This is a genomic window from Staphylococcus sp. HMSC063F05, from assembly GCF_001837075.1.
Classification (GTDB): Bacteria; Bacillota; Bacilli; order Staphylococcales; family Staphylococcaceae; genus Staphylococcus; species Staphylococcus epidermidis.
Map to the genome: position 1 here is coordinate 46934 of NZ_KV831337.1, position 21002 is coordinate 67935.

The following is a 21002-nucleotide window of genomic DNA, read 5'->3' on the forward strand; positions in this document are numbered from 1 at the left end:
ATTATGCTTTCTCCTTTTCATCGATAACTTTATAGCTATATTCTTCAATGACTGTATTAGCAAATAACTTTTCACTTAGTGTCGTAATAATATTATCAACAGCCTCGTCAGTTGGTTCATTAACTGTCATATATAAAACTTTACCTACTCGAATGTCATTCACTTGTTCATAACCGAGATCGTGAACTGCTCGGTTTAAAGCTTGTCCTTGTGTATCTAAAACTTGTGGTTGTAAAGTGATATGTAGTTCAATCGTTTTCATTATTTAAGATCCTCCAATTTATTTAAAAATGTTTGATAAGTTTCAATCAACGAGCCAGTGTTGTTTCTATATACATCTTTATCAAAGTTAGTATCCGTATTTTTATCCCATATTCTACAAGTGTCAGGAGAGATTTCATCTGCAAGTAAAATTTTTCCACCATTGGTTTTACCAAATTCAACCTTAAAATCTACAAGTCTCAAACTCATTTCATTCATCAATTGAATCAGTACTTGATTAATATCTTTTGCCATTTGTTTAAGTTGTTTTATTTCTTCATCGTTCGCTATGCCGAGTAATTTTACATGGTCATCAGTAATAAGCGGATCATTAAGTTCATCTTTTTTGTAGAAGAATTCTACTAGAGGTTCTTCAAATGTATGCCCCTTTTTAAAACCAAGACGTTTTGTGATCGAACCAGTGGCAATGTTTCTAACAACAACTTCTAAAGGTATAATATCAACTTGTTGGACGAGTTGTTCTGTTTGTGAAAGTTGTTTAATAAAGTGATTGTCAATATGATTATGAGTTAAATAATCAAATATAATAGAAGTAATTTGATTATTTAACTTACCCTTGCCAATCATAGTATCTTTTTTTGCACCGTTTCCTGCTGTTACCTCATCTTTATATTCAACTCGTAATTGTCCATCAATATTTGTCGTGAATACTCTTTTAGCTTTACCTTCATATAACAATGACACTTACTTGTCTCTCCCTTCAAATTTCATTAACATATATTGTTCTGTTTGATTGACATCATCCGTCAGTAAAGTCATGTGTCCCATTTTTCTATCAGGTTTTCTTTCTTTCTTACCGTAAATGTGAATATGCCAATCTGGATGTCTGCTAAATTCATTTTCAAGTAAATCCAAATCGCGACCTAATAAATTCATCATTACTGTTGGCTTTAATAATTCAATAGCTTGCGGAAGTTTTTGACCAGTTATGGCTAAAATATGTGTATCAAACTGTGAATAATCACAAGCTTCTATAGAATAGTGTCCAGAATTATGTGGTCTTGGTGCAATTTCATTTACATATAAGTTATTTTCTTTATCAATAAAGAATTCTACTGTAAAGGTTCCCACAAAATGAATTGCGCGAGTGATTTTCTCAACTTCCTTACGTGCTTCATTTTCTTTATCAGATCTTGCTGGAACGACTGTTTTAAATAATATTTGATTTTGATGTTCATTTTCTTGAAGAGGAAAGTATGTTGTTTGTTGTTCATTTCCAATTGTTACTGTAAGAGATACTTCCTTTTGAATATCAAGATATTGTTCAGCAACACATTCTTGCTTCTCAACTAGCTGGTATGCTTCGTCTAATTCCGAATCATTTCTTACCAAAATTTGTCCTTTACCATCATATCCACCAAAACGTGTTTTCACTATGAACGGAAAGCCTAATTTTTCTATGGCTTTTAATAAGTCTTGATTTGTTTGAATTTGTACAAAAGGAACAATTTGAGTATTTGCTTCTAGTAATGTTTGCTTCTCGGTTAGCCTATCTTGTAATAGTTCAATAGCTTGGTACCCTTGGGGAATATGATATAACTGAGTGAGTTTTTTTAATTGTTCAGACGAAATATTTTCAAACTCATAAGTAACAACATCAGAATTTTCACCTAACTGATTTAAAGCTTGCTCATCATCATAATTTGCATGAATAAACTGATGTGCGACATAACGACAAGGACAGTCTTCATTAGGATCTAGGACAATCACCTTATAACCCATTTTTTGTGCAGACTGAGCCATCATTTTTCCTAACTGCCCTCCGCCAATGATTCCTATTGTCGCGCCAAATTTAAGTTTACTGAAGTTCATTTTGCATTTCCTCCACTTTTGCGACTAAAGATTTTTCATAATTTTCCAAATTATTTTGAACTGATTCATTTGTTATTCCTAACATTCTTGCCGCTAATATCCCAGCATTTTTAGCACCTGATTTTCCAATTGCTGTGGTTGCAACTGGGATACCACCAGGCATTTGGACGATAGATAGTAATGAATCTAATCCTTTTAGACTTTTAGATTCAATTGGCACACCAATCACAGGTAATGTTGTCATGGAAGCTACCATTCCAGGTAAGTGTGCTGCTCCCCCTGCACCGGCAATGATAATATCAAAACCATTTTGGCGTGCTTGACTAGCGAAATTGAACATCATTTGAGGCGTACGATGAGCTGAAACGACTTTCTTTTCGTACGGTATTTCAAATTCTTCAAGCATCGAACAACTTTCTTTCATAATTTTCCAATCTGAGGAACTGCCCATAATGACTGCTACTTTCACTTTGTACACCCTTTCGAAACTTTTGGATTGTTATTAGGAATAGTTGTATATTACACATATAGCATAACAATCCATTTGGTATTTTTCAATCAAAAATCGAACTTTAACATCAATTTAAATATTAATTTACGTCTTTTGACTATCATTTGCTTTTTGATTAATGTTAAAGTTAAGATATTAATTAATAATTAGGAGTGGTTTAAGGTGGTTGCTAAAATTTTAGATGGTAAACAAATAGCAAAAGAATATAGACAAAGACTTAAAAATCAAGTCAATGACTTAAAAGAATATGGTTTTACTCCAAAATTATCAGTCATATTAGTTGGTAATGATGGTGCAAGCCAAAGTTATGTAAAATCAAAGAAAAAAGCAGCAGAAAAAATTGGAATGATATCAGAAATTATTCACTTAGACGAATCCACATCAGAAGAAGTAGTTTTAAGCGAACTTAATCGATTAAACAATGACGATACTGTTAGTGGTATTTTAGTTCAAGTACCATTACCTAAACAGGTAAGCGAACAAAAAGTACTTGAAGCTATCAATCCGGAAAAAGATGTAGATGGTTTCCATCCAATTAATATTGGAAAATTGTATATTGATGAGCAAACCTTTGTACCATGTACACCCCTGGGTATTATGGAAATTTTAAAACACGCAGATATTAATTTAGAAGGAAAAAATGCAGTTGTTATTGGTCGTAGTCATATTGTTGGCCAACCTGTTTCAAAGTTATTGTTGCAAGCTAACGCAACTGTTACGATTTTACATTCACGTACAAAAAATATGAATGCACACTTAAAACAAGCAGATGTGATTGTTAGCGCAGTAGGACAACCTGGTTTAGTTACTAAAGAAAATGTCAAAAAAGGCGCAGTAATTATAGATGTTGGTAATACACCTGATGAAAATGGAAAATTAAAAGGAGATGTAGCATATGATGAAGTAAAAGAAATAGCTAGTGCAATTACTCCAGTACCAGGTGGTGTTGGTCCTTTAACTATTACAATGGTACTTAATAATACACTTCTTGCAGAGAAATTAAGACGTGGCTTAACAAAATAATATCAGTGAAAAAGCCCGTGACATGAATATGTAGTCATGGACTTTTTCTGTCTTACTTTCAACACATGAATGAGTTGAACATAAGTTTATGAGTTGATTTTATTATATTTTTTTTATTAATCATTTAAATATAACAACGAATTTTCGTCTAATTCACAATACTTATTAATTGAACACTTAACTTTGAATTCAGTTTCAGTAAATGTTTTCAAACAATTCACAATTTACATAATCTTTATCAAAGTTTCATAAAAAAGGATTTAATTTTTATGTTGATTGAGTTATATTAAGACCATAGTATGATGTCGACAAAATAAAAATAGGGTATATTAAACTTAAATTATAGATGATTCAATAGACGGAGGTTAAGTTATGAACAAATTACTACAGTCATTATCAGCACTTGGAGTTTCAGCTACATTAGTGACACCCAATTTAAATGCAGAAGCCACTACTAATACTGAACCTCAATTAAAAGGTGTTAACGATATCGTTATTGAAAAAGGACAAGAATATAATTTACTTAAAGGCATAAGTGCTTACGATAAAGAAGACGGCGATCTTACTCATAAAATCAAAATTGATGGTCAAGTTGATACATCCAAAGCAGGTAAGTATAAAGTAAAATATCAAGTTACCGATTCTGATGGTGCTGAAAAAACTTCTATAAGAAATATTGAAGTAAAATGAACCTCTCCTCTTAATCACACATAATCTTTGTTTAATTTCTACCTATTATATATTTTAATGAGCTATAAATTACGAGAACGCTTATACAAAAATTAATTGTATAAGCGTTTTTTTTTGTGATTAAAAATTATTTTATATGACTATGCATCACTTAAAAGAACATTCAATCAATAAACTAAAACAATATATCCTACTATTAACCTACCTAAAATCAGACACATCTTATAGACATATTATTCAACTTAATTCTTTCTATATAAGATCATATTTTTCTATAAGTAATATTCTTTTTTTGTATCTAATTGATAAGATTTATCAATAATGTGTTGTATTACATGTAATTTTGCTAAATTTGTCTATTTTCACAAAATGTACACATAATTTTAACAAATCTTACAAACCCCGTCATATCTAGGACTAACAGACCTCAATTATATAAATAAGTAATTTTTTTTGAACATACTCTTGTAAATATTGTGTAATAAACTAAAATTATTGGTAAGCCCTACATTTGTAGTATTAGGAGGTCAAAAAAAGTGTCAAAATTTAAGTCTTTGCTTCTATTATTTGGCACACTAATTTTACTTAGTGGTTGTTCAAATATAGAAGTTTTTAATGCAAAAGGGCCAGTAGCAAGCAGTCAGAAGTTCTTGATTATCTATTCAATAATTTTCATGCTTGTTATTGTTGCTGTAGTGCTTTCCATGTTCGCTATTTTTATTTTTAAATATAGCTACAAAAAGAATAGCGAATCTGGTAAGATGCACCACAATTCTCTAATTGAAACAATTTGGTTTGTGGTACCTATTTTAATCGTAATTGCTTTAGCTATTCCTACAGTTAAAACTTTATACGATTATGAAAAACCACCAGAAAAAGACAAAGATCCACTTGTCGTTTACGCAGTAAGTGCTGGCTATAAATGGTTCTTTGCCTACCCTGATCAACATATTGAAACTGTTAACACATTAACAATTCCTAAAGATCGACCAGTTGTATTCAAGCTTCAATCTATGGATACAATGACAAGTTTCTGGATTCCACAATTAGGTGGTCAGAAATATGCCATGACTGGTATGACTATGAATTGGACTTTAACAGCTGATCAATTAGGTACTTTCAGAGGTCGTAACTCAAACTTCAATGGTGAGGGATTCTCTCGTCAAACATTTAAAGTTCACTCTGTAAGTCAAAATGATTTTGATAAGTGGGTAAAAGAGGCTAAAGGTAAGAAAACTTTAAGTCAAGATACTTTTGACAAGCAACTCTTACCAAGCACATCTAATAAAGAATTAACATTTAGTGGAACTCATATGGCGTTTGTTGACCCTGCGGCTGATCCAGAGTATATCTTCTACGCTTACAAACGTTACAACTTTGAACAAAAAGATCCTAACTTCACAGCTGAAGAGGATTTATACAAAGATGTAAAAGATAAACCAATCAAACCTGCTCGTAAGGTTCATATAACAAACCCTAACTATGAACGTCACGGTATGAAACCTATGATTCTCGGCAACAATGAAAAATACGATAATGAGTTCAAAAAAGAAGAGGATCATAACTCTAAAGAAATGGAAAAAATTTCTAAGGGAGCAAAAGACGAAAATGCGTCTAAACTTCACAAAAAAGAACACGATGATCATGGAGGTGGACATTAATGAATTTTCCATGGGATCAACTACTAGTTAAAGGAAATTGGATGATTATCTCAGCACAAATTGCTGCGCCATTCTTAGTCATCGGCCTTATAGCAGTTATATCTTATTTCAAATTATGGAAATATCTATATAAAGAATGGTTCACATCCGTAGACCATAAAAAAATCGGTATCATGTATTTAATTTCTGCCGTATTAATGTTCGTTCGTGGTGGTATCGATGCGTTAATGTTACGTACTCAATTAACAATTCCAGATAACAAATTCTTGGAAGCAAACCACTATAATGAAGTATTTACTACGCACGGCGTAATTATGATTATATTTATGGCTATGCCATTTATCTTTGGTTTATGGAATGTTGTTATTCCATTACAACTTGGTGCACGCGATGTTGCCTTCCCTGTAATGAATAACGTTAGTTTCTGGCTATTCTTCGCTGGTATGATTTTATTCAACCTATCATTTATTGTAGGTGGATCACCAGCTGCTGGTTGGACTAACTACGCACCACTTGCTGGTGAATTCAGTCCAGGTCCAGGTGTTAACTATTATTTAATTGCAATTCAAATATCTGGTATCGGATCGTTAATGACTGGTATCAACTTCTTTGTTACGATTCTAAGATGTAAAACTCCAACAATGAAGTTTATGCAAATGCCAATGTTCAGTGTAACAACATTCATTACAACATTAATCGTTATATTAGCATTCCCAGTGTTCACTGTAGCACTTGCTTTAATGACTGCTGATAGAATTTTTGGAACTCAGTTCTTCACTGTAGCAAATGGCGGTATGCCAATGCTTTGGGCAAACTTCTTCTGGGTATGGGGGCACCCTGAAGTTTATATCGTTATTTTGCCAGCATTCGGTATGTACTCAGAAATCATCCCTACTTTTGCCCGTAAACGTTTATTCGGTCATCAAAGTATGATTTGGGCAACTGCAGGTATCGCATTCTTAAGTTTCTTAGTTTGGGTTCACCATTTCTTCACTATGGGTAATGGTGCGTTAATTAACTCATTCTTCTCTATCTCAACAATGTTAATCGGTGTTCCAACCGGAGTTAAACTATTTAACTGGTTGCTCACATTATACAAAGGTAGAATTACATTTGAGTCACCTATGCTATTCTCATTAGCATTCATCCCTAACTTCTTATTAGGAGGGGTTACTGGTGTAATGCTTGCAATGGCATCAGCTGACTATCAATATCACAACACTTATTTCTTAGTAGCTCACTTCCACTATACATTGGTTACTGGTGTAGTATTTGCCTGCTTAGCTGGTTTAATCTTCTGGTATCCAAAAATGATGGGCTACAAGTTAAATGAAACATTAAACAAATGGTGCTTCTGGTTCTTCATGATCGGATTTAACGTTTGTTTCTTACCACAATTCATTCTAGGTTTAGATGGTATGCCACGTCGTCTATACACTTACATGCCTTCTGATGGTTGGTGGTTACTAAACTTCATCTCAACTATCGGTGCAGTATTGATGGCAATTGGATTCTTATTCCTAGTTGCAAGTATCGTTTATAGTCATATCAAAGCTCCACGTGAAGCTACTGGAGATAACTGGGATGGACTTGGTCGTACTTTAGAATGGTCTACAGCATCAGCTATTCCACCTAAATACAACTTTGCTATCACTCCTGATTGGAATGACTACGATACATTCGTTGATATGAAAGAACATGGTCGTCATTATTTAGACAACCATAACTACAAAGATATTCATATGCCAAACAATACTCCAGTAGGATTCTGGATGGGTATATTTATGACTATTGGTGGTTTCTTCTTAATCTTCGAATCTATTGTTCCAGCACTTATCTGTTTAGCAGGTATCTTCATTACTATGATTTGGAGAAGTTTCCAAATTGATCATGGTTACCACATCCCTGCTTCAGAAGTTGCAGAAACTGAAGCTCGTTTAAGAGAAGCTCGAATTAAAGAAAGGGAGGCTGTAAGTCATGAGTCATGATGCAAATACTATTGATTCTCGTACACACGAAGGCGAATTAAATAAACTTGGCTTTTGGATTTTCCTTACAGCTGAATTTGCGTTATTCGGTACCCTATTTGCAACGTTATTAACGTTACAACATGGTGGCGGATATGGCGGTAAATTAACTACCGACTTATTCGAATTACATTTGATTTTAATAATGACTTTTGCATTATTAATTAGTTCTTATACTTGTGGTATTGCAATTTATTACATGCGACAAGAAAAACAAAACTTAATGATGTTTTGGATGATTATCACAGTTATCCTAGGTCTTGTATTCGTAGGTTTCGAAATTTACGAATTCGCACACTATGCTTCTGAAGGTGTTAACCCAACTATTGGCTCCTTCTGGTCTAGTTTCTTTATACTACTAGGTACGCACGGTGCACACGTATCATTAGGTATTGTTTGGGTTATTTGTTTGTTAATTCAAATCGGCACTCGTGGTTTGGATTCATACAATGCTCCTAAATTATTTATAGTAAGTTTATACTGGCACTTCTTAGATGTTGTTTGGGTCTTCATCTTTACTGCCGTATATATGATAGGGATGGTGTATAGCGGATGAATACAATCGTAAAACATACAGTAGGTTTTATTGCTTCTATCGTACTAACGCTTTTAGCAGTTTTTGTAACTCTATACACTAATATGACATTCCATGCTAAGGTAACTATCATCTTTGGTTTTGCTTTCATTCAAGCTGCCCTTCAATTATTAATGTTCATGCATTTAACTGAAGGTAAAGATGGACGTTTACAATCGTTCAAAGTTATCTTTGCAATTATCATTACTTTAGTAACTGTTATCGGAACATACTGGGTAATGCAAGGTGGACACTCTTCTCACTTATAAAGATGAGTTTTCCAGGGTTGATTTCAATAAAGAATGAATTTGAATATATTTGTTCTTTATTGATTCATTTCCACCTTATATGTAAAGAGCCTGAGACTTAAAAGTCTCAGGCTCTTTTTATTTCGTTATCGTAACAATCCCATACCATGTTATGCTTTAATTATTATGAAATACGGAGATGATGATATGTCTATTCCCATTATAATTGATACTGATCCTGGTATAGATGATGCTACAGCAATTAGTATCGCACTTTCACACCCTCAATTTGACGTTAAAATGATATCAACTGTGAATGGTAATGTAGGTATTGAGAAAACGACAGCAAATGCATTAAAGCTAAAAAGGTTTTTTAATAGTTCTGTTCCTGTACATAGAGGGGCATCCCAACCATTGATTAATGACATCTTTGAAGCTACATCAATTCATGGTGAGTCTGGTATGGATGGTTACGAGTTTCCACAAATAAATCAAGATGATTTAACATCAATTCATGCAGTTGAAGCAATGAGAAATCTATTAGTAAATACTCAAGAACCTTTAACCTTGATTGCCATAGGTCCACTAACAAATATCGCTATTCTTTTAACTAGTTATCCCGAAGTTCAACCATTTATTAAGGAAATTGTTTTAATGGGTGGTAGTACCGGTAGAGGTAATGTAACGCCTTTAGCTGAATTTAATATATATTGTGATCCAGAAGCTGCTCAAATTGTATTTAACTCTGGATTACCTTTGACTATGATTGGTCTTGATTTGGCTCGTGAAGCATTGTTTACTCACCATTTTGTAAAAGACTTCAAAGATACAAATGCAACTTCAAACATGTTATATAATTTATTTCAGCACTATAAGAGTGAAGATTTTGAAATAGGATTTAAATTATACGATGTATTCACTATATTATATTTGTTGGATCCAGAAGCCTTTAATGTCAAGGAGGCGTATACTCAAATAGAATTAAATGGCAACTTTACAAGGGGAGCCACAGTGGTAGACTTTAATATGGAGCATCCCAATTGTACAGTTGTTTTAAGTCCTGTTGAAAGACAGTATGAGGATTTATTCTTAAACGCCCTTTCTTATTGTAAATAATTAAATTGCAATTTGAATGTTATTTTATTAATCATATAACAAATGCCCGGTTACACTTCAGATTGAAGTTCCGGGCATTCGTTATATATAATTTATTGAAGACTAACCTTGTAAATATGGAATAACGAGTCTAATCCATTATTAACAAAATTACAATTACTCAACTTTAACACCTGCTGTATTATAAGGCTTTTTCTGGTCAAGAATATTATAGAAAATGTGTCTCATTTTGTCTTCATTACTCACTAATCCAGGTGTATTACTTACATTCGTCCCTAAAATGACAATATACCGATCATTAAAGTAAACAGTAAAAATTTGACCAAAGAATACCCCGTTGACTCTATTTAAATACGGAGTTATGTAAAAACCATATCTATATTCTTCTGGATATTCTTGAGTTCCAAATTCATGTAAAATAGGTCGAGTTTGACGTGCATTAAAGATTTTATTTTGTTGTAACGTATAAATTAATTTGCCCATATCATGTGGCGTCATATATAAATTACCAGCTCCATAATATTGATCTAATATATTAGGTTTAAGGAATGAAAAAGTATTATTTTTAAACTTATAGCCTTTTGCCATCTCACTTTGAAGAGGTTTCTCGTCATAAAAAGCAGTATGTTTGAGATTATATTTATTACCTAATCGTTCATAATAATTTTTAACATATGGTTTTCCAGTAACATTTTCAATAACTTTAGCTAAAACTAAATAATTAGCATCATTATATTGATGCTTATGATAAACTGTATCATCAATACCTCGAGCTTGAATTGCTCTAACAGCCTGTTCTAAATTTTTGATATTAGTTGAAGCTTCATATTTATATAGTCCACTTTTATGTAACATTAAATCTTTAATTGTAATTTCTTTATTTGTTTTAAACCAATGAATATATTTAGTGACTGAATCTTGCAAATTCACTTTATTTTCGACTTCAAGTTGCTTCAGCATTAAACCTGTTGTAAATTTTTGCGCTGATCCTATTAAATACATTGTATTTGCAGTGTTCTTTTTGCCTTTCTCTATATCTTGATAACCATATCCTTTATTCATTTTAACTTTTCCATTATCAAATACAGCTACAGTTCCATTAAATTGAGTTTTTTCTAAATATTTGTTTATCGATTTGGAAGTAGGATCTTTTTTATCATATTTAGTCTTTATTTTTTTAGGTTTCTCAACAGTCTTATCTCTCTTTTCTATATAATTCGTATTTCCACTTTCTTGACTTAACGTTTGTTTTTTTAATTCTAGGTGTCTTGTCCATTCAACACCTAATATACCTATTGACACGACTAAAGTTAATAATACGATAATAAAAAATACGATTTTAAATTTATTTAATTTCATCTTTATTGTTTGCCTCACACTTTAATGTCTTAAAATTTTGTTGACTATTCACATCATATATCAATATATTATATTATTCGTTATCATTTTTAAGAATTAATACCCACAATACTTGAATAAATAATTATCTGATGAGATATCTGAAATAAATGCTTATATATTTTCCTAGCTAAAATGATAATGACTTTTTTATTTAATCATACGACTACACTTAAACGATTAAAAGATTTTAAATACTTTAACTGTAATTTAATAATACTTTGGTTATCTGTGACACATCCAGTTACTTTTAAGAATTACAATGCAACTAATATTATGATATTCATAATGTCAACGAATACAAATACTTGTTCAAGAACGTTATAATATATCTAACTACTAAATTAATTAGTAAATACTTTTTTGATTATCAAATTTAAGATTCTTAATCAGAAATATTACTTACAGATATTATTTTTGAACAACTAATCCGTCTGCACCTTGTTATAACAATATTTGTAGCTATTAAGCTAAAGTTTATTATAACTTAAAGCTATAAAGAAATCACTTTAATTAGATAATACACTTATTTAAAAATAAATCTATAGTACTTTGGTACTATATGAAAATTGAGTTAAACAATAAGTTGTTTAACTCAATTTTATAATCATTCGTCAATAATATTTTGTAACAATAAAATGTTGATGAGAGTTGTAATTTGATTAATAAAGTAATACAATTTAAGGCTATAGTGTACTTAATAAATCATAACTTTTTATGTATCAATCATTTGTGAAATATTTAAAATTTAACTAGGAGTACTAACAATGAACAAATTTATAAAATATTTTTTAATATTATTATCTTTTGGTCTCCTCGTTGTTCCAATTATTTTTGCTACTCAATTATATCAAAGTTCAGAATCGGCATTTGAGTCATCTCAAAACACTAAAGATTCTCAACGAAAGTCTACTTTAAGAGATTCAAAAGTTGATCCTGAAAAACAACCTATATCAATTTTATTCTTAGGTATAGACGATAATGAAGGTAGAGAAAAAAACGGGCAAAGTGTAGAACATTCTAGGTCAGATGCTATGATATTATCTACTTTTAATCAGAAAAAGCATCAAATAAGAATGCTTAGCATACCTAGAGATACTATCAGTTATATACCTAAAGTTGGCTATTACGATAAAATAACACATGCGCATGCATATGGTGGACCTCTTGCTGCTATGGACTCAGTTGAAGCAACAATGAATGTACCGGTAGATTATTATGTGCGTATTAATATGAAAGCCTTTGTTGAAGCAGTTGATGAATTAGGTGGTATATATTATGACGTACCATATAACTTAAATGAACCTAACAGTGATGATACTGGTAGAATTAAAATAAAAAAAGGATACCAAAAGCTAAACGGCGACCAAGCATTAGCTGTAGCTCGAACTAGACACCATGATTCAGACCTTAAACGTGGTCAAAGACAAATGGAACTTATTAAAATATTGTTCCAAAAAGCTCAAAATTTAAAATCTATAGATAAACTTGACAATGTTATTAGTATTGTAGGGAAAAATGCTAAACATAATTTAACTCAAAAAGAAATTAAGTCTCTAGCCAAAATGTATCTTGGTGGTAGTACTGAAATTAAAACATCACAACTTAAAGGTAAGGATGACTACTTAAATGATATATACTATTACCACCCAAGCGTAAAAAGTATTATGGAATATTCAAATCTTTTACGTAATGATTTAGATTTATCTAAAATAACAAACAAAAACGATTTCTTAGATCAAAGAGTCATTAAACGATATGGTTCACTCGTACCCTTAACAGAATTAGATGAAGACTTATTGCGTAAGAACCAAAAGGAATCGACTGATAGTCAGAAAGAGTCTGATTCTTCATCACAAAATAATGATGAAGAAGATCAAACTAACGAACAAACAGACCAAAATAGCTTAAACGGAAACGAACAGTACCCAAATCAACAAGACAACAATCAAACCAATGGTGAAAATGGTATGATAAATAATGACAATTATCCTTACGCACAATAAAAGCTATATAAACTTATGTAGTAAATATACTTAAAAGGAGCGCAAATATGAGTCGTAAAACATATGAAAAAATTGCTAATATTAATGGTATGTTCAACGTACTTGAACAACAAATCATTCATAGTAAAGATATGGCATTATTTAGGAATGAATTTTTCTATGTAAACCATGAACACAGAGAAAATTATGAAGCGCTTTTGATCTACTACAAGGATAGTTTAGATAATCCCGTTGTAGATGGCGCATGTTACATTCTTGCATTACCTGAAATATTTAATAAGGTTGATGTGTTTGAGTCTGATTTACCTTTTACCTGGGTTTATGATGAAAATGGACTTTCTGATACAATGAAAAGTATCAGTGTGCCCCTTCAATATCTTATTGCAGCCGCTTTGGAAGTGACTGATGTAAATATATTTAAGCCTTCAGGTTTTACTATGGGCATGAACAATTGGAATATTGCCCAATTACGTATTTTTTGGCAATACTGCGCTATCGTCAGAAAAGAGGCTTTATAATACTATCAATTAGTAATAAACGTATCGTTTCTTAATTCTTTGGTTTATAAATTATATATTTTTCTAATTATCAGAGTGAGGTTAGGATATAATTCCTAGCAAAATAGCCAGTAAATGAGTTTTCTATAAATTCATTTACTGGCTTCTTTATTTATAATACTTCGTATTGTTTTCTCGCTTTCTTAGGGGACAGCTTCAGCCTGTAGTCTTCAGCTTGACCTGTTCCCTCAAGAGTCTCGCCAAAATACTTTATGTTTATATGTAATTTCACATTGAAATACTTTAAAAAATAAGGCCCTTTCGTAAAATTTAATAAATATCACTAAAATAAATTAACGAAGTTCCTTATGTATAAAGATTATAATAAGACTCAACTTACTTTACCAATAGAAACTTCAGTTCTTATCCCCACAAATGATATTCACGACATGTACCTGACTCATTCTTTTTTTGGTGATGAACTAATTATGAATTTATAATGAACCTGCTTTATTCCATTTTTTATAAATTTTCATTTTCAATATGGTTAAAATAATTTTTTAAGGAAAAACCAGTGAAAATGGAGGTGATACTGTGTTTCAAATAGCAAAAAACCAAACGATGCTAGATGATTGCTTTGAAATAAGAAAGTGTGTTTTCGTCGAAGAACAAGGCGTACCACTCGAAAATGAATTTGATCAATATGAAGATTACTCATTCCATATAGTGGGATATATAAATGGTGTTCCTATGGCAACTGCTAGAATTAGACCTTTAAATACTCATATTTGTAAAATTGAACGTGTAGCAATCATCAAGTGGTATCGTGGTCTTGGGTACGGTAAAAATTTAATACATGCTATTGAAACAATTGCAAAAAAACACCAATACAATGAACTCACTATGAATGCTCAATTACAAGCTCGAGACTTTTACTTAAAACTAGGTTACTCACCTTTTGGTAAAGTATTCTTAGAAGAAAATATAAATCATATTAGTATGAATAAGTTTTTATAAATTGATTTACATTCTATATACAAACTTAGCAATTTTAAAAATTGTAATAATCTTTATGTAGCTTACAAGCTTATAATAAACGTAAATAGTGATTTGACAATGTTCCCAGCATAAAAAAACAATATTTCTATTTGAGGCACAGGTTAAAATTACATTACAAATATGTTAAAAGCCATACAGTGTTAAGCCTTAAAGATTATAATTGAAACAAATCATATTAATGCGAGGAGTAAGAAATAAATGGCGAAAAAATTCAATTACAAATTACCGTCTATGGTTGCTTTAACGTTATTTGGCACAGCTTTTACTGCACATCAAGCAAATGCTGCTGAACAACCACAGAATCAGTCTAATCATAAAAATGTATTAGATGATCAAACTGCCCTCAAACAAGCAGAAAAAGCTAAAAGCGAAGTTACACAATCAACTACAAATGTATCTGGTACACAAACATATCAAGACCCTACCCAAGTTCAACCTAAACAAGACACACAAAGTACTACATATGATGCATCATTAGATGAAATGAGTACTTATAATGAAATTTCATCAAATCAAAAGCAACAATCTTTATCAACAGATGATGCGAATCAAAATCAAACGAATTCTGTTACAAAAAATCAACAAGAAGAAACAAATGATTTGACACAAGAAGATAAAACATCCACTGATACAAATCAATTACAGGAGACACAATCTGTAGCAAAAGAAAATGAGAAAGATTTAGGAGCTAACGCAAATAATGAACAACAAGACAAGAAGATGACTGCAAGTCAACCTTCCGAAAATCAAGCAATTGAAACTCAAACTGCTTCTAATGATAATGAAAGCCAACAAAAAAGTCAGCAAGTAACTTCTGAACAAAATGAAACTGCTACACCTAAAGTATCAAATACAAACGCATCTGGTTATAATTTCGATTACGATGATGAAGACGATGATAGCTCAACAGACCATTTAGAGCCTATCTCATTAAACAATGTGAATGCTACATCTAAACAAACTACTTCATATAAATATAAAGAACCAGCTCAACGTGTAACAACTAATACTGTAAAAAAAGAAACGGCATCTAATCAAGCGACTATAGATACAAAGCAATTCACCCCATTTAGTGCAACTGCTCAACCGAGAACAGTTTATTCTGTATCTAGTCAAAAAACATCATCATTACCGAAATATACACCAAAGGTTAATTCTTCAATAAATAACTATATTCGTAAAAAGAATATGAAAGCACCAAGAATTGAAGAAGATTATACGTCATATTTCCCTAAATATGGCTATAGAAACGGTGTGGGACGTCCTGAAGGTATCGTTGTTCATGATACTGCAAATGATAACTCAACAATCGATGGCGAGATTGCTTTCATGAAACGTAATTACACAAATGCATTCGTACACGCATTTGTTGATGGCAATAGAATTATAGAAACAGCTCCGACAGATTACTTATCTTGGGGTGCAGGTCCATATGGAAATCAACGTTTTATCAATGTTGAAATCGTCCATACACATGATTATGATTCATTTGCACGTTCAATGAACAACTACGCTGATTATGCTGCAACGCAATTGCAATATTATAATTTAAAACCTGATAGCGCTGAAAACGATGGAAGAGGAACAGTTTGGACACATGCTGCTATCTCTAACTTCTTAGGAGGTACTGATCACGCTGACCCTCACCAATATTTAAGAAGTCACAATTATAGCTATGCAGAATTATATGACTTAATTTATGAAAAATATTTAATTAAAACGAAGCAAGTAGCACCTTGGGGCACAACATCTACAAAACCGTCACAACCTTCTAAACCATCAGGAGGAACTAATAATAAGTTAACTGTGTCTGCTAATCGTGGTGTTGCTCAAATTAAACCAACAAATAATGGCTTATATACAACTGTTTATGACAGTAAAGGTCATAAGACTGATCAAGTACAAAAAACTCTATCCGTTACTAAAACTGCAACATTAGGAAATAACAAATTCTATTTAGTTGAAGACTACAATAGCGGTAAAAAATACGGTTGGGTTAAACAAGGTGATGTTGTTTATAACACTGCTAAGGCACCAGTAAAAGTGAATCAAACATATAATGTTAAAGCAGGGTCAACACTTTACACAGTTCCTTGGGGTACACCAAAACAAGTTGCTAGCAAAGTATCTGGTACTGGAAATCAAACATTTAAAGCAACTAAACAGCAACAAATTGATAAAGCAACGTATCTTTATGGTACAGTGAATGGTAAATCTGGTTGGATTAGTAAATATTACTTAACTACAGCATCTAAACCTAGCAATCCAACTAAACCTTCAACAAACAACCAATTAACAGTGACTAACAATAGTGGTGTTGCTCAAATCAATGCAAAAAATAGTGGCTTATATACTACAGTTTATGACACTAAAGGAAAGACAACAAATCAAATCCAACGTACATTGTCAGTGACGAAAGCTGCCACACTTGGTGATAAAAAATTCTATCTTGTTGGTGATTATAATACTGGTACAAATTATGGTTGGGTAAAACAAGATGAGGTCATTTACAACACAGCTAAATCACCTGTAAAAATCAATCAAACATACAACGTCAAACCTGGTGTTAAATTACACACAGTACCTTGGGGCACATATAATCAAGTGGCTGGAACAGTTTCAGGTAAAGGCGATCAAACTTTTAAAGCAACTAAACAACAACAAATTGATAAAGCAACATATCTTTATGGTACAGTGAACGGTAAATCTGGTTGGATTAGTAAATACTATTTAACTGCACCATCAAAAGTTCAAGCTTTGTCTACTCAATCAACACCAGCACCTAAACAAGTAAAACCATCTACACAAACTGTAAATCAAATTGCTCAAGTGAAAGCTAATAATTCTGGAATAAGAGCATCTGTATATGATAAAACAGCCAAAAGTGGTACGAAATACGCTAACCGTACATTCCTTATCAATAAACAACGTACTCAAGGTAATAACACGTATGTACTACTTCAAGATGGAACAAGTAATACTCCATTAGGATGGGTAAACATCAATGATGTGACAACTCAAAATATCGGAAAACAAACTCAGTCTATAGGTAAATATTCAGTAAAACCTACAAATAATGGTCTATATTCTATTGCTTGGGGTACTAAAAACCAACAATTACTAGCACCTAATACGCTAGCTAATCAAGCATTTAATGCTTCCAAAGCTGTTTACGTTGGTAAAGATTTATATCTATACGGTACAGTCAATAACAGAACAGGATGGATTGCTGCTAAGGATTTAATCCAAAACAGTACTGACGCTCAATCAACACCATATAACTATACTTTTGTTATCAATAATAGTAAAAGTTATTTCTATATGGATCCAACAAAAGCAAACCGATATTCTTTAAAACCATATTATGAACAAACTTTCACAGTCATTAAGCAAAAAAATATTAATGGCGTTAAATGGTACTATGGTCAACTTTTAGACGGTAAATATGTTTGGATAAAATCAACTGACTTAGTTAAGGAAAAAATTAAATATGCATATACTGGAATGACTTTAAATAACGCGATAAATATCCAATCTCGTCTTAAATATAAACCACAAGTACAAAATGAGCCTTTGAAATGGTCAAATGCTAATTATAGTCAAATTAAAAATGCTATGGATACAAAGCGTTTAGCTAATGATTCATCCTTAAAATATCAATTCTTACGTTTAGATCAACCACAATACTTGTCAGCACAAGCTCTCAATAAATTATTAAAAGGCAAAGGTGTACTTGAAAACCAAGGCGCTGCATTTAGCCAAGCTGCACGTAAGTATGGTCTAAATGAAATTTATCTTATCTCACATGCTTTAGTAGAAACAGGTAATGGAACTTCACAACTTGCTAAAGGTGGAGATGTTTCAAAAGGTAAATTCACAACTAAAACAGGTCACAAATACCATAATGTCTTTGGAATTGGTGCATTTGACAATAATGCACTTGTAGATGGTATCAAATACGCTAAAAATGCTGGATGGACTTCTGTCTCTAAAGCAATTATTGGTGGCGCTAAATTCATTGGAAATTCATACGTGAAAGCAGGACAAAATACGCTATATAAAATGCGTTGGAATCCTGCAAACCCTGGTACGCATCAATATGCAACTGATATTAATTGGGCAAATGTCAACGCACAAGTATTAAAACAATTTTATGATAAAATTGGTGAAGTCGGTAAGTACTTCGAAATTCCAACATACAAATAAATATGAAGTAAGGCAGCTCTCATAGTTCATGAAAGTAGAGCTGCCTACTTTTTTGATGATTATTTATCCTGTCACTGCTTCGAATATGACATATGCTAAATATTAAACTTTTTCAAATATAAAAAAGCTAAGCACACTTATATGTAATTTAATATTACAATTCAGTTGCTTAGCTTTATATGTTTATATATAATTGAATGTATTTTACACTTAACATCATAATTAAAAACCGATATATATCAGATGAAAATGTGTCTACTATTAAGTTTGTTTAATAATTGATTTAAACTTGCAATTTCGTCTGAAGATAGACATTGACATCTCGCTTCAATTAACTCGCATCTCGCCGTGTTGATTTGCTGAATTAAAGCCCTTGCTTCTTCAGTTAATATCAGTTCTTTACATCGTAAATCTTCATGAGATTGTTGACTCATGATATAACCTTTTTGGACTAACTTTTTAATCCATCTTGATACAATTGATTGTTCCCTACTAATCTTCATAGTTAAATCGTATTGAGATAAACGATCATAATTATATAAAATACGTAGTAACTCTAATTGTTCAGAAGTAATGTCAGTTCGTTGACCAAAGCGTCTATTAACTAAATTCAAATCATTATTTGTCAGTGTGATAAGTTTTTCAAGTTGTTTATACATGTTGTTCTACTCCACTATATTAAGTTAATAATATTATATGCCTTATTTATAAATTATACAATACAAATATACACATTGCACAAATTCGTTGCATCATTACCTATTTTTATACTACATTAGAGTATGTCTAAATTGTAAAAAAGGAGAGCGTTTATGACAGCCATCAAAGATAGGGATTATTTTTTCGATAATGCTCGAGCAATATTGATATTTCTAGTCGTATTAGGACATTTATTACAGCCTTATACATCTGAAGATAAATTTTTACAAGCTTTATATTTATTAATATATAGCTTTCATATGCCTACCTTTCTGTTTATCTCAGGCTATTTTGCTAAGAATTTAGATAAACCTAACTATTTAGAAAAAATTGCAAAAAAATTACTTCTTCCTTATGTAATATTTTTTGCGTTTTTCTCACTTTATTACTATTTCACTGGTAAAGAAGATGCAATTCAATTAGACCCATTTAATCCGGTTTTTGCATTGTGGTTTTTACTCACCCTTTTTTTCTTTCACGTTGTTTTAGTTATAGTGAGAAGGTATAATCCGTATATTGTATTATTCATATCCATACTTGTTTCTGTATTAGCTGGTTTCTCTGGCAATATCGATAGTTATATGAGTATATCAAGAACCATTGTGTTCTTCCCTATCTTCTTTATAGGACATTTGGTTACACAATCACATACGGAAAAACTTAGAAATAAAAAATGGATCCCCATTTCAATAATCATTCTGATTACCTTCTTTATAGGATACACAATCCATCCTATTAATGGAGATTGGTTATTAGGAAGTACACCTTATACTTCTTTAGAAAGTAACGGGGAGGATGTTTATAGTCCTCTAAAACGCTTATTACTCTATATCATTATACTTTTAACTATGTGTGCATTTCTAAATCTAATGCCACAAACTAAGCGTATTTATACATATATAGGACAGCGCACAATGTTTGTTTATTTATTACACGGTATCGTTATAGGAGTCATTCGCGGGTTTGATTTATATCCATTTAAGGATCAGATTTCTATCTTTACCTATCTTTATTTATTTATCAGTGCGAGTGTGATTGTATTAATATTATCTTCAAAATGGGTTTGCAAATGGACGAATCCGTTCATTAATTTAAAAAGGCCCTCTCAATTTAAAAATTAAAATTTCATAAAACAATTCAGTAAATCACCAAAATGTAGAGATTAAAATATGTTATGATAGTAATAATTTGAA

18 protein-coding genes are annotated in these 21002 nt (G+C 31.6%); 12 read left to right on the forward strand and 6 right to left on the reverse strand.

The window, feature by feature from the left end; genetic code table 11:
- Nucleotide 1: 1 nt before the first annotated feature.
- The 4 genes from purS to purE are packed head-to-tail and all read right to left on the reverse strand — an operon-like array spanning nt 2 to nt 2563.
- Nucleotides 2-262, reverse strand: a complete 261-nt coding sequence (gene purS, locus HMPREF2576_RS05915; RefSeq protein ID WP_001831728.1) for a phosphoribosylformylglycinamidine synthase subunit PurS — start codon at nt 260-262, stop codon at nt 2-4.
- Entirely contained in the window at nt 262-966 is a 705-nt protein-coding gene (gene purC / locus HMPREF2576_RS05920) for a phosphoribosylaminoimidazolesuccinocarboxamide synthase (protein ID WP_001831723.1), read from the reverse strand. The genes purS and purC overlap by 1 nt, the downstream gene beginning before the upstream one ends.
- On the reverse strand, nt 967-2094 hold the full coding sequence (purK, locus tag HMPREF2576_RS05925; protein ID WP_001831674.1) for a 5-(carboxyamino)imidazole ribonucleotide synthase: 1128 nt from the start codon (nt 2092-2094) through the stop codon (nt 967-969). It abuts the gene before it with no gap.
- Nucleotides 2081-2563, reverse strand: a complete 483-nt coding sequence (purE, locus tag HMPREF2576_RS05930) for a 5-(carboxyamino)imidazole ribonucleotide mutase (protein WP_001831735.1) — start codon at nt 2561-2563, stop codon at nt 2081-2083. Before purE ends, purK begins: the two co-directional genes overlap by 14 nt.
- Before the next feature lie 204 nt (nt 2564-2767).
- Between purE and folD the strand changes: the two genes are divergently transcribed.
- The 7 genes from folD to rihC all read left to right on the forward strand — a co-directional run bounded on the left by folD (nt 2768) and on the right by rihC (nt 9944).
- Nucleotides 2768-3628, forward strand: coding sequence for a bifunctional methylenetetrahydrofolate dehydrogenase/methenyltetrahydrofolate cyclohydrolase FolD (gene folD, locus HMPREF2576_RS05935; protein WP_001831669.1), 861 nt, complete (start codon nt 2768-2770; stop codon nt 3626-3628).
- A gap of 372 nt (nt 3629-4000) precedes the next feature.
- Entirely contained in the window at nt 4001-4318 is a 318-nt protein-coding gene (locus HMPREF2576_RS05940; RefSeq protein ID WP_001831741.1) for a DUF5011 domain-containing protein, read from the forward strand.
- A gap of 536 nt (nt 4319-4854) precedes the next feature.
- Nucleotides 4855-5979, forward strand: a complete 1125-nt coding sequence (qoxA, locus tag HMPREF2576_RS05945; RefSeq protein WP_001831736.1) for a cytochrome aa3 quinol oxidase subunit II — start codon at nt 4855-4857, stop codon at nt 5977-5979.
- Nucleotides 5979-7967 (forward strand): cytochrome aa3 quinol oxidase subunit I, encoded by a 1989-nt coding sequence (gene qoxB, locus HMPREF2576_RS05950; RefSeq protein ID WP_001831713.1) that lies wholly within the window; start codon nt 5979-5981, stop codon nt 7965-7967. The genes qoxA and qoxB overlap by 1 nt, the downstream gene beginning before the upstream one ends.
- Nucleotides 7957-8562 (forward strand): cytochrome aa3 quinol oxidase subunit III, encoded by a 606-nt coding sequence (gene qoxC, locus HMPREF2576_RS05955; protein WP_001831738.1) that lies wholly within the window; start codon nt 7957-7959, stop codon nt 8560-8562. Before qoxB ends, qoxC begins: the two co-directional genes overlap by 11 nt.
- Nucleotides 8559-8849 carry a cytochrome aa3 quinol oxidase subunit IV gene (gene qoxD, locus HMPREF2576_RS05960; protein WP_001831700.1) on the forward strand — a complete coding sequence of 97 codons (291 nt, stop codon included), beginning with the start codon at nt 8559-8561 and terminating at the stop codon, nt 8847-8849. Before qoxC ends, qoxD begins: the two co-directional genes overlap by 4 nt.
- Nucleotides 8850-9035: 186 nt before the next feature.
- A complete protein-coding gene (gene rihC, locus HMPREF2576_RS05965) occupies nt 9036-9944 on the forward strand; it encodes a ribonucleoside hydrolase RihC (RefSeq protein ID WP_001831704.1) in 909 nt (302 codons plus the stop codon).
- A 156-nt stretch (nt 9945-10100) separates the two neighbouring features.
- Here rihC and HMPREF2576_RS05970 read toward each other — a convergent pair whose 3' ends face one another.
- Complete coding sequence (locus HMPREF2576_RS05970; RefSeq protein WP_002439305.1) at nt 10101-11303, reverse strand: serine hydrolase domain-containing protein; 1203 nt, start codon at nt 11301-11303, stop codon at nt 10101-10103.
- A gap of 806 nt (nt 11304-12109) precedes the next feature.
- Here HMPREF2576_RS05970 and HMPREF2576_RS05975 point away from each other — a divergent pair.
- The 4 genes from HMPREF2576_RS05975 to HMPREF2576_RS05995 all read left to right on the forward strand — a co-directional run bounded on the left by HMPREF2576_RS05975 (nt 12110) and on the right by HMPREF2576_RS05995 (nt 19110).
- Entirely contained in the window at nt 12110-13348 is a 1239-nt protein-coding gene (locus HMPREF2576_RS05975) for an LCP family protein (RefSeq protein WP_001833067.1), read from the forward strand.
- 47 nt (nt 13349-13395) lie between these two features.
- Nucleotides 13396-13866: a DUF2538 family protein gene (locus HMPREF2576_RS05980; protein ID WP_001831729.1), complete on the forward strand. Its 471-nt coding sequence runs from the start codon at nt 13396-13398 to the stop codon at nt 13864-13866.
- Between the two features lie 573 nt (nt 13867-14439).
- Nucleotides 14440-14862, forward strand: a complete 423-nt coding sequence (locus HMPREF2576_RS05990; RefSeq protein ID WP_001831666.1) for a GNAT family N-acetyltransferase — start codon at nt 14440-14442, stop codon at nt 14860-14862.
- Nucleotides 14863-15102: 240 nt separating this feature from the next.
- Nucleotides 15103-19110, forward strand: coding sequence for an N-acetylmuramoyl-L-alanine amidase (locus tag HMPREF2576_RS05995; RefSeq protein WP_001831665.1), 4008 nt, complete (start codon nt 15103-15105; stop codon nt 19108-19110).
- Nucleotides 19111-19349: 239 nt separating this feature from the next.
- Here HMPREF2576_RS05995 and HMPREF2576_RS06000 read toward each other — a convergent pair whose 3' ends face one another.
- Nucleotides 19350-19769: a MarR family transcriptional regulator gene (locus HMPREF2576_RS06000; protein WP_001831691.1), complete on the reverse strand. Its 420-nt coding sequence runs from the start codon at nt 19767-19769 to the stop codon at nt 19350-19352.
- A gap of 153 nt (nt 19770-19922) precedes the next feature.
- Here HMPREF2576_RS06000 and HMPREF2576_RS06005 point away from each other — a divergent pair, with 153 nt between their 5' ends.
- Nucleotides 19923-20930 (forward strand): acyltransferase family protein, encoded by a 1008-nt coding sequence (locus HMPREF2576_RS06005; protein WP_001833065.1) that lies wholly within the window; start codon nt 19923-19925, stop codon nt 20928-20930.
- The last annotated feature ends 72 nt before the right edge of the window (nt 20931-21002 follow it).

Coding starts and splice junctions, on each gene's coding strand:
- purS (WP_001831728.1), bottom strand. CDS start 262: ATGAAAACGATTGAACTACATATCACTTTACAACCACAAGTTTTAGAT.
- purK (WP_001831674.1), bottom strand. CDS start 2,094: ATGAACTTCAGTAAACTTAAATTTGGCGCGACAATAGGAATCATTGGC.
- HMPREF2576_RS05940 (WP_001831741.1), top strand. CDS start 4,001: ATGAACAAATTACTACAGTCATTATCAGCACTTGGAGTTTCAGCTACA.
- qoxB (WP_001831713.1), top strand. CDS start 5,979: ATGAATTTTCCATGGGATCAACTACTAGTTAAAGGAAATTGGATGATT.
- qoxC (WP_001831738.1), top strand. CDS start 7,957: ATGAGTCATGATGCAAATACTATTGATTCTCGTACACACGAAGGCGAA.
- qoxD (WP_001831700.1), top strand. CDS start 8,559: ATGAATACAATCGTAAAACATACAGTAGGTTTTATTGCTTCTATCGTA.
- rihC (WP_001831704.1), top strand. CDS start 9,036: ATGTCTATTCCCATTATAATTGATACTGATCCTGGTATAGATGATGCT.
- HMPREF2576_RS05970 (WP_002439305.1), bottom strand. CDS start 11,303: ATGAAATTAAATAAATTTAAAATCGTATTTTTTATTATCGTATTATTA.
- HMPREF2576_RS05975 (WP_001833067.1), top strand. CDS start 12,110: ATGAACAAATTTATAAAATATTTTTTAATATTATTATCTTTTGGTCTC.
- HMPREF2576_RS05980 (WP_001831729.1), top strand. CDS start 13,396: ATGAGTCGTAAAACATATGAAAAAATTGCTAATATTAATGGTATGTTC.
- HMPREF2576_RS05995 (WP_001831665.1), top strand. CDS start 15,103: ATGGCGAAAAAATTCAATTACAAATTACCGTCTATGGTTGCTTTAACG.
- HMPREF2576_RS06000 (WP_001831691.1), bottom strand. CDS start 19,769: ATGTATAAACAACTTGAAAAACTTATCACACTGACAAATAATGATTTG.
- HMPREF2576_RS06005 (WP_001833065.1), top strand. CDS start 19,923: ATGACAGCCATCAAAGATAGGGATTATTTTTTCGATAATGCTCGAGCA.